This window comes from Flavobacterium sp. KS-LB2, from assembly GCF_036895565.1.
Classification (GTDB): domain Bacteria; phylum Bacteroidota; class Bacteroidia; order Flavobacteriales; family Flavobacteriaceae; genus Flavobacterium.
This window is the reverse complement of the sequence record NZ_CP145904.1, coordinates 1,936,132-1,952,649: the sequence shown is the minus strand read 5'-3', so window position 1 is coordinate 1,952,649 and position 16,518 is coordinate 1,936,132. Positions and strand designations below refer to the sequence as shown.

Below are 16,518 nucleotides of genomic sequence, written 5' to 3'. Positions count from 1 at the left end.
CAGTGAAGAATCAATAATTAATCCAGATAAATAATTTGTGTATTCATCTGATTAGCTTGATTTAAAATTAAAAATAATTTGAATTGCTTACTGTTAAAATGCTTTTTTTTAATTGTTTTTTAACGTTTAAAAGGCTTTAATCAGAGAAGGATTACCATAGCTTCTTGAAATAGAATAGATAAAATGTAAAAAATGATTTATTTTTACACTAAAATAATTAAAATCAATTGTAATGGATTGGATCACTGCTAAAGAATACGAAGATATCACTTATAAGAAATGCAATGGCGTTGCCAGAATTGCTTTCAACAGACCGGATGTGCGCAATGCGTTTCGTCCTAAAACAACTGCCGAATTGTATAATGCCTTTTATGATGCACAAGAAGACACTTCTATTGGTGTTGTTTTGCTTTCTGCCGAAGGACCGTCGTCTAAAGATGGTGTGTATTCTTTTTGCAGTGGAGGCGATCAAAATGCTCGCGGACATCAAGGCTATGTGGGCGATGACGGACAGCATCGTTTGAATATCTTAGAAGTGCAACGTTTAATCCGATTCATGCCAAAAGTTGTTATTGCTGTAGTTCCGGGCTGGGCTGTAGGCGGTGGACACAGTTTGCATGTAGTATGCGATTTGACTTTGGCGAGTAAAGAACGTGCGATTTTCAAACAAACCGATGCTGATGTAACGAGTTTTGACGGCGGGTACGGTTCTGCTTATTTGGCTAAAATGGTGGGACAGAAAAAAGCACGCGAGATTTTCTTCTTGGGACGTAATTATTCGGCACAAGACGCAATGGATATGGGAATGGTGAACGCTGTGATTCCGCATGCTGAACTAGAAGATACGGCTTACGAATGGGCTCAGGAAATTTTGCAAAAATCTCCAATGGCGATTAAAATGCTAAAATTTGCGATGAATCTTACCGATGATGGAATGGTGGGACAGCAAGTTTTTGCTGGTGAAGCTACAAGACTTGCTTACATGACCGAAGAAGCTAAAGAAGGAAGAAATGCATTCCTCGAGAAAAGAAAGCCGAATTTTGAGAAAAAATGGTTGCCGTAATTCAGTAATCAGTGTTCAGTTTTTAGTGTTCAGTCACAAAACAAGGTAAAAAAGTTTCAAGTTTTAAGTTTCAAGTTTAGAACTTGAAACTTAAAACTTGAAACTTGAAACAAAATAAAAAATGGAAAATTTCACAAACGAAACGATTGATACGCGCCAACTTCCAAAATTTGAGGAAGTGACTTTTACGAATTTGCATCCTAAATACATTTGGGTGGTATTGATTAATTTGGCGTTATTTATTGGCATACTTATTCTTGTTCCAATATTGGTTTCCATGTTTAAACCCGAACTGTTTTCCGGAAGAGTCTGGTTGATCATAGGTGTCGTTATTCCTATATTATCAGTTTTGTTGGTAGTGTTTTCTATTATTGGATTTAAGAAAAAAGGATTTGCATTCAGAGAACACGATGTGCTTTTTAGGTACGGAATAATTGCTACAAATACAATCGTAATTCCTTATAATAGAGTGCAGCATGTGGCATTGCATGAAGGATTAATGTCACGTTTTTTTGGTCTGGCCAAAATTGAAATTTTTACAGCTGGCGGAAGTTCCAGTGATATTGAAATTCCGGGAATCGAAAAAGAACAAGCTGAAAATATCAAACAATTGTTGATGGGTAAAATACAAAAGCAATTATAATGAGTGCTGATTTTAGTCAACCACAAAGGCAATCTTCAATAGGGATTTTGGTGATGTTTTTTTACACGCTTCAGCAATACGCCAGAGCGTTGTGGCCTATGATTGTGATTTGGATTTTTAAGTTTGACGAGGTTAATAAATTGTATTTTTTCCTTGGAATGCTTACCATTTTTGTAAGTATTGGAGTTGTTTCTTATTTGAAATACCTGAATTTTACTTTCTTTTTGGATGCCGAAAACGAAGAATTTATCATTACAGATGGCGTTTTCAATAAAACCAAAACAGCGATTCAGCTTCGTAAAATTCAACAAGTAAATATCAATCAGTCCTTTATTCAAAAGTTAGTCAGTGTTTATGAATTGGATGTAGACACAGCCGGAAGCAATAAAAAGGAAGGCGCCATCAAAGCGATTTCGCATGAACTTGCTTTGGAGTTGAAATTCCGTTTATTGGAAAATGAGGCAATAAAGAGTGTAATTGGGAATGAAAAAACTTCATTGGAGGAAACTGAGCAAAAACTATTTGAAGCCGCGCATCCTTTTATTAAAATCAGTTTTTTGAGTTTGTTGAAAGTTGGAATTACGTCTAATTATGGAAGAAGTATAGCTTTATTAGTGATTTTCTTTAGTACGATTTACGAGAATTTTCAAAATTTTGGAGACGAAAGCAATGTTTATAAAGAAAAAGTAGGTTCGTACATCGATAAAAACTTAGTGCTGCAAACTATTTTAACATCGATAGTGTTGTTGTTTGTAGTGGTTTTGGTTGTGAATGTAATTCGTACTGTTTTCAGATATTATGATTACAAAATAACCCGACAAAAAGGGTCTTTGTTGTTGTCTTTTGGGTTGTTAAACACAAAAAGCACTATTATCAAGCCTGAAAAAGTTCAGATTACGACCGTTAAAAGGAATTATTTCCAAAAGAAAATGGGGATTTTAGAACTTAAAATCAAACAAGCGACAAGCGGAGAAAAAGAAGAACGCAAGTCGCTAATAGAAATTCCTGGCTGCAGTGAGACTGAGAGAGATTCGATATTGAGATTATTGTTTCATAAAATTCCTGAAAAAGGGTTGATGTTGCAACCTAATTTTCGTAAACTTATTTTTTCTGTTTTTCTTTCAATAGGATTACCTTTGTTTGGATTTTTAGGGATTGGATATTGGCTTGAGCCTATGATTTTTGAATATCCGTATGTAGTGCCCATTTATATTGCTTTTATTGGACTCGTACAGTATTTTAAATTTAAGAATAACCGATTATTCATTCACGAGAATTTTATAATAAAGCAAAGTGGCGCTTGGGACATCAGCAATGATATTATTGAGCCCAGTAAAATACAAGCAATTACAACTTCGCAGCTTTTCTGGCATAAAAAGTTGAATATTGGTTCCATAACATTGCATACTGCAGGAGGAAATATTGCTTTTCAGTTAGCGAATTATTCAATAGTAAAACAACAAGTCAACCTTTGGTTGTACGAAATAGAAACTTCTGATAGTAATTGGATGTAAAATAAAATGGTTTAAAGTGTAAGGTTTAAAGTTGTTTGCGCAATAAATCTTGAGTTTTAGACCTCAAACTTTTAAATAAAAAATATGAAACATTGGATTGAAGCCGCACGATTACGTACATTGCCCTTATCGGTTTCTGGAATAATAGTAGGTAGTATGTATGCGTTGAGACCTACAGAAAATATTGAAACTCCTACAGAAGTCTTTAGTTGGACCATTTTTGGATTTGCTATACTAACCACTTTAGGTTTGCAAATACTCTCTAATTTTGCTAATGATTACGGCGATGGCGTAAAAGGAACAGATAATGAGGATCGAGTAGGTCCAAAGCGTGCGATACAAAGCGGTGTGATAACACCACAAGCTATGAAACGTGCTATTATAATCACATCTACATTGACATTGTTTTCGGCTATGTTGCTGATTTATTATGCGTTTACGGATACAAATTTATGGTATTCCTTATTCTATTTAGTATTGGGAATTCTTTCTATAGTGTCGGCAATTCGATATACCGTTGGAAATACTGCTTATGGTTATCGTGGCTTTGGAGATGCATTCGTTTTTGTATTCTTTGGATTGGTCAGTACACTTGGAGTCAATTTTTTATATTCCAAGCAATTGGATTTTGATTTATTTTTACCGGCGGCTGCCATTGGTTTGTTGAGTACTGGGGTTTTAAACTTGAATAATATGCGAGATGAAGCGTCTGATAGAAAATCAAATAAAAATACAATCGTAGTTCAAATTGGTGGAGCCAAAGCTAAAAAATACCACTATTTTCTAATTGTTTCAGCAATGATTTTGATTTTGATTTTTGCAATTTTAAGCGAATATCGTTTGGATCAATACTTGTTTTTATTGGCTTACATTCCTTTAACTAAACATTTAATTACGGTCTATAAGAATCAAAATCCTAAGGAATTAGATCCTGAATTAAAGAAACTTGCCTTGAGTACTTTTGCACTTTCTATTCTATTGGCGTTGTGTATGGTTTCCTTGATTCAAGATATAATTGTGAATCTCTTTTTAGGCGGAAGATAAAATAAAAATCAAATACTTAATCATTCAATTTTTAAATTAATTAATATGAAAATAACATTTTACGGTCATGCATCATTAGGAATAGAAGTGGGTGGGAAGCATATTATTGTAGATCCTTATATTTCAGCTAATCCAAATGCAGCACACATAGACATTGATACTTTGCAAGCAGATTATATTTTAGTAACGCATGCGCATGGAGATCACATTCTCGACGTTGAGGCCATTGCTAAAAGAACGAATGCAGTAATTGTTTCCAATGCTGAAATTGCGGGTTTTTATGGTGCAAAAGGTTTTCAATCGCATCCCATGAATCACGGTGGAAGTTGGAATTTCGATTTTGGAAAACTGAAATACGTAAACGCCATTCATTCCAGTTCATTTCCTGATGGTAGCTACGGAGGAAATCCGGGTGGTTTTGTTATTGAGGGCGAACATAAAAATATCTATATTGCAGGTGACACCGCGCTTACTATGGACATGAAACTCATTCCGATGCGCACTAAATTGGATTTGGCGATTTTGCCAATTGGCGATAATTTCACCATGGATGTCGAGGATGCCATCATCGCTTCTGATTTCTTGGATTGCGATAAAATTCTGGGGTATCATTACGATACTTTCGGTTATATCGAAATTGATCATGAGGAATCTATCCGTAAATTTTTCAATAAAGGAAAAGATTTAATGTTGCTGGAAATAGGGAGTTCAATCGAATTGTAATTTTTTTTGGAGCTGTTTCCTGCTATCCGCTAGTATCTTTACTTGCTTAAAAAAAAAAGCAAGTAAAGGATACCGCTGCTATCAGGGCTAAAAAACTCGTTAATCAAAAACATGAATAGGATAAAAGGAATTTTTTTGCTGGTAACTGCACTCGCTTTTCAGACTAGTTTCTCTCAAAAAGACGGCTATTGGGATAAAACCCGTGCTACAACCGAAGAAATTACAGTTTCGGCGAGAGACCGAATCGTTATCAAAACCCAAGATTTCCCAGAAGGAACTACTGAAGTTGTTTTCAGGATAACACTTTTGGATAAAAATCAGCAAATGGCGGGCAGTTTAGTTTCGGTGTTAAAGGCGATTCCAGACCCAACGGGAATCAGTCAAGGGTCAGCAGGAGCAGTTTTTATTTTGTCTAAAATCTCAGGAGATGACAAATGTAAATATGTAGTTTTTTCCAGTGCTGACTTGGCTTCGAAATATAAAGAAAACGGAAAAACAGCTGATGCTTGTTTAGTTCAAGATACTCCAATTAGCAAAGATGCAAAACTGCTATCTGCAGATAAATCGGCTTGTATGAAATTGAATGCTGGGAATTTGTGGTTTGGTTTCGAGAGTAAAAACTGGATCATGAACCAAAAAATCATTCTAGAAGTAGTGCCTTGGGTTGATAACAAACTCAGTCGAGGTTGGACTGTTGAAAACAGAAAAGCAATCATAGATCAGTGTAAAACTTCTAACTTGGCTCAAAAAATGACCAATTCGGATGATTTTTGTGTCTGTATTTCGGATAAAATCCAATCGAAGTACACTTTTAAGGAATTTCAAAAATTATTAGCTGTAGAGCGCGCTAAGGCATTTAAAGATTTTGGTAACAGTTGTTTTGGCGAAAGCAGTCTCTCAAAAAGTGTGTATGACGATTTGCGCAAGCAAGCTACTGGATTAACCAAGCAAGGAAAGCACGGTGAAGCTATAGTAAAACTGACAACGATAATCAATGATGGTAAAGCAACTGCTTTGGATTACAATACTATTGGGAGTAGTTATCTTTTGACAAAGCAATATGGAAAAGCGATTAAATTCCTAAAAGAAGGCGAGAAGCTGGATAATGCGGAGTTATTGATTAAACTAAATTTGGCACACGCTTATTTATTAAATGATAACTTTTCGTCAGCAAAAGCTATTTATAAAAAATACCAATCGCAAAACGTAACAGATAGCTTGAGTTGGACTCAGAAAATAAAACAAGATTTTGAGGCTTTCAAAAAAATGGGAATTCAGAATAAGGATTTTGAACGCGTTTTGAAGTTAATAGACTAGGCAAACAAAGAACAAAGAGTAAGGAGTAAAAAGACAGGTGTTTCTGAATTCTACTATCTATTTTCTAAAATCTTAAATCCAAAATAAAATTGAAAGCAACCTACCACAAATACATTCTTAATTTTAAACGTCCATCAGGAACTTCCCGTGGCGTGATGACCGAAAAGGAAACTTGGTTTATTGTCTTAGAAAAAGATGGTAAAAAAGGGATTGGCGAGTGCGGCATACTGCGTGGATTGAGTATTGATGATCGGCCAGATTATGAAGAAAAATTGCAATGGACTTGCGCTAATATTCACTTAGGGAAAGAGCAACTTTGGGAAGCATTATTGGACTTTCCTTCGATACAATTTGGAGTGGAAATGGCGTTCCAATCTTTAGTGAGCGCGACTCCTTTTTTACTCTTTCCTTCGGACTTTACAAATGGTACAAAATCAATGGTGATTAACGGTTTGGTTTGGATGGGCGAGGAGGCTTTTATGAAGCAACAAATTGAGGAAAAACTAGCACAGGGTTTCACATGTATCAAACTCAAAATTGGAGCGATAGATTTCGATAAAGAACTGCAATTATTGCGTTTTATTCGGGAGCATTTTACTCCGGAACAAGTCGAAATTCGGGTAGATGCTAATGGCGCTTTTGATTCAGACTTGGCTTTAAATAGATTAATACAACTGTCTGAATTTAAATTACATAGCATAGAGCAGCCAATACAAAAAAATCATACTGACAGGATGGCAGAGTTATGTAAAGTCACTCCTTTTCCTATTGCTTTGGATGAAGAGTTGATTGGTGTGTTTACTTTGGCTGAAAAAGAGCAATTGTTAGAAAAAATCAAGCCGCAATACATCATTTTGAAGCCTAGTTTTGTGGGTGGTTTTCGAGGTACGCAAGAATGGATTTCATTAGCTGAAAAGCATAAAATCGGGTGGTGGATTACCTCAGCATTAGAGAGTAATATTGGACTCAATGCCATTGCACAATGGACGTTTTTACAACACAGTTTAATGCCACAAGGATTAGGAACTGGAGCACTTTATACCAATAATTTTGATTGTCCGCTGGAAGTTTCGCAAGGGCAATTGTGGTATAAAAAGGAGTTGGATTGGGCGTTTGATTTTGATCTTTTGGAATAGATTATTGTTCCGTTTACTTCTATTCACCATCATCTAACAAAAGCGATAATGTCTTTAGGCTTGGTGTGCGGTCTGCAATCAGTTTTATAATACTTGTAAATGGAATGAACAGTATCATGCCAGCGGCACCCCATAAAATCCCTCCCACGATTACTACAATAATAATGACTAGCGTATTTATTTTTAAGCGGCTTCCTACCGCAAATGGAAATATAATATAGGCTTCGAGTGCTTGAACAATAGAAAAAACTGCAATAACGGCCAATGGATACCAAATAGAATTGTATGTTATCCAAGAAACGGCAATAGGCAAGAGTGATGAGATCATGATTCCGACATAGGGAATAAAGGTGAGTATAGAAGCAATAAAACCAAATAAGAAGGGATTTGGTACCCCTATAATCCATAGCCCAATGCTGTTTAATAAGCCTACTATCAAATATACTAATAGCATTCCTTTGATAAAATTATAGTATTCATGAATGGTTCCGATAAGGATTTCATGAATGGTGTTTTTTTGTTCTGAAGGGAAAAGTTCATACAAAGCTTTTGATAGTAAGTTGCGGTGAAAAAGTATCAATGCTGAAAAAATAGGTATCATTATCAGAAAAAATACTCCTTCGGATAAGGAATATGCGGTATTTCGTACTATAGAAAAAGCTTGCGAACCGGAGTTGTTGAGTGTATTGTTGATAAAATCCCTTTGTTTTTCTAAACTAATATCAAATCGCTCTGAAACAAAAAGACTCAATTGCTGTGTTGTTTCAGTGATTTTGGTTCTTAAAGATTGCCATTCGTGTAAAAACTCTGAGAACTGTACAAATAATAGATAAAGTAAAGCACTTACCACAAGTGTAACGCCTAAGATTGAAATAATAATGGTCATTCCTTTATTAATTCCTTTTGTTTCCATCCATTTACAGATTGGATATAAAATAAAACTAATAAGCAATGAAAAACTTAGCGGAATAAATAGTGTTTTTCCAAAGTACAAAATCAAAGCTGATAATACGATAAACTGAAGGATTTCTAAAATAGAAAATTTCCTGTTAGATTGAAATGGAATGGGTATTTTAGAAGATTCTAACATATAAATATGTATTATAACCGTTATTTCAAATTCCTTTTATAAAAGTATGGATGCTATTTTTTTGAAACGAAAATGACATTTTTCTAGTTTAACAAATATAGCGGATTAAAATTAATTTATCTATTTGTTTGAATTTCAATATTTTTGTCCTAACCGCTTCTAGTCTACATAATTAAACGAACACCACCTAATTCTGAAACTCTATAGGAGAATCGGTTACCAGGAGAGCCAATAAACATGAAATTTTTAGGAATATTCCATTTTTTTGATAAATCATCAATGATTTCTGGACCAAAAGTACCTTCTAATTCAATGAACTCAATATCAATTTCTGGGTAAGCACGGTCTAGAACTTTAAGATCAATAATGAGTGACTCATTATTTTCGCCTTCCCGTTTTATATTGACAATTTTTAATTTTTTTGTCGTTTCATTATTTTCTACATATTGCATAACCTTGTTTAATATAGCTACATCGTCACCTTTCGTAAAGAAAACAAATTCCTGTGAATGAATTTTTTTATTCATTTTAATCAAATAGCGATTACTGAATATAACGAATCGCCGCAGAGGTTTGTAAAAATATTCTAAGGCATCCATAGATAGTTGTATTAAAAATGATCTATTTAACATGATACCAACAAATAACAATGAAGGAATAAGATATTTGATAAAAGTATAAAAGGAATCAACATTTAATTGGATATTACCTACAAAAGCAGCAATTACTAATGAGACGGCAATAATTACAGAAATTCCACGAGCTTTTTCAGGTCTGGGCAGTTTTTTTCGTTTAAATTTCAGTAATAAATTTCCAATGCCAAATAATCCCATTACTGCCAGAAAAGAGAATGTATAAACACCGGCAAGTGCCACTAGATTTCCACCGGTAACAAATAATACAGAAATGCATAATATTAGAAAAGTAATAATTATTCTATAGTTAGATCCTTTCTTATTTTGTTTTAAAAAGTAATTGGGTAGGATTCTGTCTAAAGTCATACGATTCAGCAATCCGGAAACCCCCACAAATGATGTTAGTACGGCTCCACATAATACCAAAACAGCATCGATGGAAATAAGGTAAGCAAGCCACGTTCCACCAGTTGTTTGTCCCAAAAAGGCAAGTAAAGATTCTCTATGTTCACCAACTTCTGCCAGGGGGATGATGCAAATTAATAACAAAGCTAGCAAAGGGTTGAAGAAACTCACTACAGCCCACATATTACGGAGTGTTTTTGGAAAGACACCTTGTTCTTGTTCTTCAACAAAATTTGAAGAACTTTCAAAACCTGAAATCCCTAACATTGCAGCAGAAAAACCTAAGAAAAGTGCCCTAACAATCCCGCTTGAAGTAAAAGGAAGATTCCAATTGATATGAAAAGTTTGTAAACCATGATTAAAAAGAAACCATACAGAGGCGAATACTAATAAGCTAAGTGTGATTATATGAGTCAGAAAAATAAAGACAGCGACAAAAGATGATTCTCCAATTCCTAAAATTGCCAAACCGGTAAAAGCGACTAAAACAAGTATTGTAGTTATTGTGATATCAATTCCAGGGACTATCCCATGGAGATAATGCATGCCTTCTGAAGCGGAGATTACCGCCGTAGCCATATATGACAAAACTGTTAATGTAGCTGCAAGCGATGCCATTCTTTTGGAAGAAGTGTTTAATAATACGTTATAAGCGCCACCGTTCAGTGGAATGGCACCTACTACTTCACCATAAATTTTTCTGAATAAAAAAAGGACAACTGCTACAAAAAGTAATGAAATCCACGCATATTGTCCCGCATACATAATGGTAAGAGCCGAAACATAAAGACAGGACGAACTAATATCATTTCCACAAATAGCGGTTGCTTGCAATTCATTTAATTTTTTATGTACTATTGTTTTCATTATAGATTTTTTAATTTATCTCGTTATTTGTGTCTCAATTGCTAGTTAAGTATTTACAAAAAAAAACTAATTTTTAAGTACATACGATAGAGATAAACGATTTCTCAATTATTTTTTAATGAAAGTTACATATTAATTTTGAAGATAGTCTTTAAATTGGATTTTAAGATTCCAATAATCGCCTGTGGTAATTGATTTGCCCCAAATGATAAGCTAGGTGTGTGGTCAAATGGATAAGCATAAACTCGGTTGAAGTTTTTTCTTTAAAAACTAAAAGTGGAAATTCCATTTTCAAATCTTCTTCGGAGATGTTTGTTAACGAATTATCAACAATCATAATAGTTGCTTCAATTTTTGATAGTAATTCTGTTTTTGGAATATTTTTCAGCGAAAATTCTAATGGACGGTTTCTTATATATCCAGTATTTCCAAATTGGGCACCAATATATGTATTTAGATTTCCCACTAAATGCAAGCAAAGATTTCCGGCTGAATTAGAGATACCTTTTTGGATTGTCCAAATATCACTTTCATTTTGATACAACTCTATTTCGGTTTTTAGCTGATTTAAATCTCTGTTAAATAGTATTTTTAAACTTTCAATTGGCATTTTTAGCCTCTTTATATTTCTTCAACGATAGTAATGCTTGTTGTTGTATTCTTTTCTGAAAATAACCAGTCCAACCTAATAAATATCCTGTAATTCCAAAAGCTTGTTTGGACCATTTCCAGATATCAAAATCATCCGTATGTTTTATGATTAGTCCATCTTTAAACTGAAACTGTGCACGAATAACATTTACCACTTTTCTATTTGTTTTACTAAAGTTATAGGTAGCAATCCATTGTGCGGAACCAATGTATTCATCGGCTTTTATAGCTGAGAATTCAATTTTTATATTTCCTTTACTTTTTTCAATGAGCATGTTCCACATTTGGCAAACATCTTTTCCTTTTAATAAACCAAAGGCAGGATCGCGAAACTCAATTTTAGAATTATAGCATTCACACATAGTTGAAGCATCGGCATTGGCAAAAGCGGTATAGAACTTAATGAGGGTTTTTTCGTTTTGGGTCATATCTGCATAAAGTAAATAGTAAAAATAATAATTATTTTGTTAAAATTCAGGTTTTGAAAAAGGAATGTATAAAAAATTGAAGCTAAATTATAACTTTTTTAAAATACTAAGATTAATTTTCATCAGATTATATTCGGGGAAAGATTCTCAATTTTATATAAAAAAAGAGGATAGAAACTTAATAGTCTATCCTCTTTTATAATTTATTAATTGGCATTCTTTTACTCTGGCTTATTTAATAGCAGGAATAATATCTATTATTACAGTACGATTGTAAAAACGTTCTTCTGGAGTTTTGTTCTCAAAAGGAGATTTATTTTCATTTTCACCATAACCTGATACATCGAATTTTACATCTTTTCTACCTGCTTTATTTAAAGCGTTTTCAATGATAGTTTTTGTATCGTTTGCACGAGCTAATGACAAATCTTTATTGTAAACTTCTTCACCAATAATATCGGTATGACCTTTAATAATTACAGTTGCTCCAACAGGAATTTTAGGTGTAACTACTTCATTAAGATATTTTTCATACAATGAAATCGCTTTAGAGTTATTGAATTCATAGATGATACTATATCTAATGCCTTCCTCCATTTTTGCAGGAGTCCAAAGTACTATGTGAACAGGAGTTTCCTTTTCTATAATTTTACCACTTTTAGTCTGGCCAATCATTTTTACTTTGTAATCTCCTTCTGGACGGGTACCTAAAATTGTTTTTCCTGGAATACTTACCTCATCTTGCGTGTAAGGTCCAAAAGACTGAATTTTTCCCTGCTCGTCAGTTATTTGTATTGACCAAGACGATAATGCTTCCCCAGCTCCTTTATTATTGAAAGTAACATAACTTTCCAAAGGTGCTTCTTTTGGAGCTATAATTTGAACTGGTTTCAATGGCGCATCTGAACCACTTTGAAACTCCATCAACAAATCAGCAGAATTACTTTCGATAGAAACTCTACGATCTCCTTCACGTAGTAAAACTAATTCTAGTGTTGCTCCTGGCTGTTCTGATGGGATATTTGGTTTACTTTGACCTTTAGTTGTAATTCTACCTGGATTTATTATAAACACATTTACCAAATAGGTTTTTACAGATTCTGCCATAGTAAGACCATCTGTATTTCCATTATTAGATGATCCTACCAAAGTAATTGTCGATGAAGGATTTTTTTGCATGCGGTCTCCAAGAATATTCAGAACGTTATAATAAACAGTCATTTGGCGTTTAGAACGATCTGATAAATTTTTTGGCGCAAATGTCTCTAATTGGTCTTCTTTAAAGTCTTTTACTTGATTTTTTGTCAGTAAAACATAACGATTTGGAATCTCTGTTGATCCTTCATTAAAGAAAACATAGTTTCTAAGCGGGAAAATTTCAGTCATTTGTCTTTCTGCAGGAACATTACTAGGAGAATTTACGGAGAACTGCACTTCACGGTCTTTAACCATATCCGTTGCTTCTTGAATGTTTTTTCCTTGTCCAAATTTAAGTGCAACTCCAGCTCTGATAGTAGTTATGTTCCAAGTTTCTGTGGCGCGAGGATTTTGACCAAAATAAGGTTGGAAAGAAACAAAAGGAGACAATACAAATTGTGTTTTATTGCGATCTGAAGAAAGCGGAATATCATATCCAGCGCCAATTTGCATGGATAAAATAGTTTTTTCAATTTCACTAAATTCACCTGTTACTTCAGGAGAAACTACTTGATTAGGAAATGCCGGATTTACACCTAATTGATACGAAAATGATTTGTCCATATTGAAAGCCAAACGAGGACCACCATACAGATAAAAATTAGATTTAAAAGGAGCAAAACGTACACTTGGTTCTACTGTTATGTAACTAAGATTAGTAGATAAATCAGCAGGACAATCACATGCTGTAACTACTTGGTCAAAAGAACCTTTGCGGCTATCATAACCTGCTTGTAACATAACTCCCCATTTGGAATCAGCTGGACGATATTCTAAAAGTGGTGCTATAAAAAGCCCGGTGCCATTTCCATCATGAAATGTTGCAGGCGGAGTAAAACCAGCATTTAACTGATTTGTTGAACCACGATAAAAATTAAAATTAGCTCCTCCAGCAAGTCCAAAATACCAAGAAGGTTTTGCAAATTTAACCTCTTGAACTTCTTGTGCTTGTATTGATGTTTGAACGCCTAACCATGCTAAAGTAAGTATTGCAATACTTTTGAAAGTTAGTTTATTAGTGGACCATGCAATACATGATCCATCTTTAAGATTTGTTTTAGTTTTCATTTTTAAGGCTTTGTGATTATGTTAGTATGAGTCATTACAACAGCTCCATTTCTTGCAAGCATTCTACCTTGTGCAGTAGAATACGATCCCATTGTAATAGATTGTAGGGCCAATATATTGCCTACAAAAGAAGTGTAATCTCCAATAGTTGCTGAACTCCCCGTTTGCCAAAAGACATTTTTAGCAAGTGCTCCACCTGTAAGCTTTATATTTCCACCAGCTCCACCAACAGTTGTGAATGCAGAGGCTATTTGGAAAATCCAAACGTCAGTTGCACTACCGCTAAGAGTTAAATCACCATTTTGAACTAAAAGTGTAGATGTTGATTTGTAAATACCTGCAACAAGTGTTTTTCCACCCTGATCTCCAGAAACCGTTATAGGCGCGCTATATGAAGCTCCTTCGGCAAAAAGATACGCGTTAGTAAGGTCTAGTTTAGCTTGTGTTAACATAGCAGCAATTCCTACAGGGGCAATATCATCAGAAGCATAAATAGCACCATTAACTATAACTGCAGGAGGAAATCCTGTGATAGAAGAACGAACTCCGGGGCTTATACCAACGTCCATATTATTGATTATACTGAAACCAGCATTATTACTTACTCCAACTCCTGCTAAAATCCCAAATCTTTCAGCAGACCCAAGATTTACTGTATTTCCAACTACTGCTGTATTAGTACTGAATTCCCAAACGTAATCGTTTGCTAATGGAACACTTGATAAGTTTCTAGCACCAGTATTAATTGTAGCTGTATAAGTAGTTCCAGGTAGTAAATCACTATTGGGGTTAAATGTAGCAGTTGTTCCTAAATAGGATACTGTTCCAGTAACTATTGCCGAACCGTTTTTTAGTGTAAATGTAGTAGTGTTAATAGTCAAAGGGTCCATTACCATACTAAAATTAGCTATAATGTTTTTATTAAGTGGAACACCAGAAGCATTGTTGGCAGGATCAGTAGTAGTTACGTTAGGAGCTGTAATAGATCCCGTAGTAAATGTCCAGGTATAGTTGCTGGTTGTTGTTGTTCCTTGAACATTTTTTGCTCCGGTTGTTATCGTAGCTGTATAAATAGTATTAGACACTAGAAGAGCGTTCGGAGTAAAATTAGCAGTTGTTCCGTTATACGAAACTGCTCCTGCTACTGATGTAGACCCTTGTTTTAATGTAAAAGTTGTGGTGTTTAGAGTTGCCTGATTCATAGGCATATTAAAATTTGCACTAACAATTTTATTAAGGAATACATTCGTTGCATTATTAGCTGGATCTGTAGAAATTACCATTGGTGTTACAGTTGAACCTGTACTAAATGTCCATACATAATCTTCCTGTAGAGCATTACCCATGATATCCTTAACTGATGTTTTAATTACGCCAGTGTAAGTTGTATTTGGTGCAAGTGGGCTCGTAGGGTCAAACGAAGCAGTTTTTCCGCTAAATGTAACTGTTCCTGCAACTGCCGTAGTACCTTGTAAAGTAAAAGATGATTGATTAAAGGAGGCAACATTCATCTCTTCATTAAAGATTACTGTAATCGTTTGGTCTAATGGAACATTAATAGCTCCATTTATTGGGCTTGTCGATTCTACAACTGGACATACGCCAATTGTCTCCTGGAAATCATCGTTTGCACATCCAGAAATTAATGCAATACATAATATTGCAAAGGAGATTAGTGAATTTTTAATTTTCATTTTTTTTAATTTTGGGGTTTATTTATTTTGTACTGCAAAGATTGTTTTGTTGTCCCCGATACCTATTATATAATTAAAAATAGAAGTTGTTAAATTCACTTATTTTAAATTTATTGATGATTGTCAATAGATTAATTTTTAAAAAAAAAATAAGCAAGAATTACCTTATTTGATTTTTTTTACCGATTAAATTTAGAGGTGCTAAAAAAATAATTTAAAGAAAAAACCAGTAGTAAATACTGCTAAAGACAAAAAAACAGGGTTTAACTTTAATGAAAAAGTTAAACCCTGTTTTTTTTAAATTTTATTACCCTAAATGTTTACTTAGACACAATTTTTCCTTTTTCTCCCAAAGTAAAAATGAATTGGGTGAGCTCTTTTGTAAAAGCATCAAGCTTCAAAGCAGATTGTTTGATGTAATCTAGAGATTCTCTTAATTCATCTGGGGAATTTACAGATTGATGATGAAGTAAATAGGATAATCCTAAAATATTAGCAATGGGCTGTCTAACTTTATGAGAAGTCATAAACATAATTTGCTCTAGTCCGTTTATATATTCTATTTGATATTCTTCGGCTTTTTTTAGTTCTTGATTGGCAATAATCAATTCAGCAGATTGTTTTTCTCTTTCTTGATTTTGAAGTAGAAGTGCTCTGTTAGCAATAATTAATTCAGCAGCACGTTTTTCTTTTTCTAAGTTTTGAAATGCTAGTTCTTTATTCGCAATTATTAATTCAGCGGCCCGTTTTTCTTTTTCTAAGTTTTGAAATGCTAGTTCTTTATTTGCAATTATTAATTCAGCGGCACGTTTTTCCTTTTCTAAGTTTTGAAAAGCAAGTTCATTATAAGCTATAATCAGTTCTTTAGCTTGTTTTTCTTTTTTTAAGTTTTGAAAAGCAAGTTCTTTATTTAAAATTAATAACGCTTCTTTTTTTAATCTTTTTTCCATGCTTAAATTGGTTGTAAAAGATAGAATCTTAAATAAAATAAAGTATCAATTAAAATCTTAGTTTTTGAGTTTATTTAAAAAAAAACAAGAATA

Annotated in this window: 14 protein-coding genes; 7 read left to right on the top strand and 7 right to left on the bottom strand. The window is 33.9% G+C overall.

The window, feature by feature from the left end:
- Positions 1 to 232: 232 nt before the first annotated feature.
- The 7 genes from V5J73_RS08305 (at position 233) to V5J73_RS08275 (ending at position 7,440) form a co-directional block, all read left to right on the top strand.
- Positions 233 to 1,063, top strand: a complete 831-nt coding sequence (locus V5J73_RS08305; protein WP_338644913.1) for a 1,4-dihydroxy-2-naphthoyl-CoA synthase — start codon at positions 233 to 235, stop codon at positions 1,061 to 1,063.
- A 121-nt stretch (positions 1,064 to 1,184) separates the two neighbouring features.
- The gene (locus V5J73_RS08300; protein WP_338644911.1) at positions 1,185 to 1,706 is read left to right on the top strand and encodes a PH domain-containing protein; all 522 of its coding nucleotides are present in this window, start codon (positions 1,185 to 1,187) and stop codon (positions 1,704 to 1,706) included.
- A complete protein-coding gene (locus V5J73_RS08295) occupies positions 1,706 to 3,220 on the top strand; it encodes a PH domain-containing protein (protein WP_338644910.1) in 1,515 nt (504 codons plus the stop codon). The genes V5J73_RS08300 and V5J73_RS08295 overlap by 1 nt, the downstream gene beginning before the upstream one ends.
- An 84-nt stretch (positions 3,221 to 3,304) precedes the next feature.
- A complete protein-coding gene (gene menA / locus V5J73_RS08290; protein WP_338644908.1) occupies positions 3,305 to 4,264 on the top strand; it encodes a 1,4-dihydroxy-2-naphthoate octaprenyltransferase in 960 nt (319 codons plus the stop codon).
- Between the two features lie 45 nt (positions 4,265 to 4,309).
- Positions 4,310 to 4,987 carry a metal-dependent hydrolase gene (locus V5J73_RS08285; protein WP_338644906.1) on the top strand — a complete coding sequence of 226 codons (678 nt, stop codon included), beginning with the start codon at positions 4,310 to 4,312 and terminating at the stop codon, positions 4,985 to 4,987.
- A 111-nt stretch (positions 4,988 to 5,098) separates the two neighbouring features.
- Complete coding sequence (locus V5J73_RS08280; protein WP_338644905.1) at positions 5,099 to 6,304, top strand: tetratricopeptide repeat protein; 1,206 nt, start codon at positions 5,099 to 5,101, stop codon at positions 6,302 to 6,304.
- An 89-nt stretch (positions 6,305 to 6,393) separates the two neighbouring features.
- On the top strand, positions 6,394 to 7,440 hold the full coding sequence (locus V5J73_RS08275; RefSeq protein WP_338644903.1) for an o-succinylbenzoate synthase: 1,047 nt from the start codon (positions 6,394 to 6,396) through the stop codon (positions 7,438 to 7,440).
- Between the two features lie 19 nt (positions 7,441 to 7,459).
- Here the strand turns inward: V5J73_RS08275 and V5J73_RS08270 are convergent, their stop codons facing one another.
- The 7 genes from V5J73_RS08270 to V5J73_RS08240 all read right to left on the bottom strand — a co-directional run bounded on the left by V5J73_RS08270 (position 7,460) and on the right by V5J73_RS08240 (position 16,425).
- Entirely contained in the window at positions 7,460 to 8,530 is a 1,071-nt protein-coding gene (locus V5J73_RS08270) for an AI-2E family transporter (protein WP_338644901.1), read from the bottom strand.
- A gap of 164 nt (positions 8,531 to 8,694) precedes the next feature.
- A complete protein-coding gene (locus tag V5J73_RS08265) occupies positions 8,695 to 10,437 on the bottom strand; it encodes an APC family permease (RefSeq protein ID WP_338644899.1) in 1,743 nt (580 codons plus the stop codon).
- A 163-nt stretch (positions 10,438 to 10,600) separates the two neighbouring features.
- Entirely contained in the window at positions 10,601 to 11,047 is a 447-nt protein-coding gene (locus tag V5J73_RS08260) for a DUF1572 family protein (protein ID WP_338644897.1), read from the bottom strand.
- Positions 11,037 to 11,516, bottom strand: a complete 480-nt coding sequence (locus V5J73_RS08255) for a nuclear transport factor 2 family protein (RefSeq protein ID WP_338644895.1) — start codon at positions 11,514 to 11,516, stop codon at positions 11,037 to 11,039. Before V5J73_RS08255 ends, V5J73_RS08260 begins: the two co-directional genes overlap by 11 nt.
- A 231-nt stretch (positions 11,517 to 11,747) precedes the next feature.
- The gene (locus tag V5J73_RS08250) at positions 11,748 to 13,781 is read right to left on the bottom strand and encodes an OmpA family protein (protein ID WP_338644893.1); all 2,034 of its coding nucleotides are present in this window, start codon (positions 13,779 to 13,781) and stop codon (positions 11,748 to 11,750) included.
- 2 nt (positions 13,782 to 13,783) lie between these two features.
- Positions 13,784 to 15,475, bottom strand: coding sequence for an Ig-like domain-containing protein (locus V5J73_RS08245; protein ID WP_338644891.1), 1,692 nt, complete (start codon positions 15,473 to 15,475; stop codon positions 13,784 to 13,786).
- A gap of 320 nt (positions 15,476 to 15,795) precedes the next feature.
- Positions 15,796 to 16,425, bottom strand: coding sequence for a diguanylate cyclase (locus V5J73_RS08240; RefSeq protein WP_338644889.1), 630 nt, complete (start codon positions 16,423 to 16,425; stop codon positions 15,796 to 15,798).
- Positions 16,426 to 16,518: the final 93 nt, after the last annotated feature.

Excerpts from the sequence above, each read along its gene's own strand:
- V5J73_RS08250 (WP_338644893.1), bottom strand. The coding sequence starts at position 13,781 with ATGAAAACTAAAACAAATCTTAAAGATGGATCATGTATTGCATGGTCC.
- V5J73_RS08265 (WP_338644899.1), bottom strand. The coding sequence starts at position 10,437 with ATGAAAACAATAGTACATAAAAAATTAAATGAATTGCAAGCAACCGCT.
- V5J73_RS08255 (WP_338644895.1), bottom strand. The coding sequence starts at position 11,516 with ATGACCCAAAACGAAAAAACCCTCATTAAGTTCTATACCGCTTTTGCC.
- menA (WP_338644908.1), top strand. The coding sequence starts at position 3,305 with ATGAAACATTGGATTGAAGCCGCACGATTACGTACATTGCCCTTATCG.
- V5J73_RS08240 (WP_338644889.1), bottom strand. The coding sequence starts at position 16,425 with ATGGAAAAAAGATTAAAAAAAGAAGCGTTATTAATTTTAAATAAAGAA.
- V5J73_RS08260 (WP_338644897.1), bottom strand. The coding sequence starts at position 11,047 with ATGCCAATTGAAAGTTTAAAAATACTATTTAACAGAGATTTAAATCAG.
- V5J73_RS08270 (WP_338644901.1), bottom strand. The coding sequence starts at position 8,530 with ATGTTAGAATCTTCTAAAATACCCATTCCATTTCAATCTAACAGGAAA.
- V5J73_RS08295 (WP_338644910.1), top strand. The coding sequence starts at position 1,706 with ATGAGTGCTGATTTTAGTCAACCACAAAGGCAATCTTCAATAGGGATT.
- V5J73_RS08300 (WP_338644911.1), top strand. The coding sequence starts at position 1,185 with ATGGAAAATTTCACAAACGAAACGATTGATACGCGCCAACTTCCAAAA.
- V5J73_RS08285 (WP_338644906.1), top strand. The coding sequence starts at position 4,310 with ATGAAAATAACATTTTACGGTCATGCATCATTAGGAATAGAAGTGGGT.
- V5J73_RS08305 (WP_338644913.1), top strand. The coding sequence starts at position 233 with ATGGATTGGATCACTGCTAAAGAATACGAAGATATCACTTATAAGAAA.
- V5J73_RS08280 (WP_338644905.1), top strand. The coding sequence starts at position 5,099 with ATGAATAGGATAAAAGGAATTTTTTTGCTGGTAACTGCACTCGCTTTT.
- V5J73_RS08245 (WP_338644891.1), bottom strand. The coding sequence starts at position 15,475 with ATGAAAATTAAAAATTCACTAATCTCCTTTGCAATATTATGTATTGCA.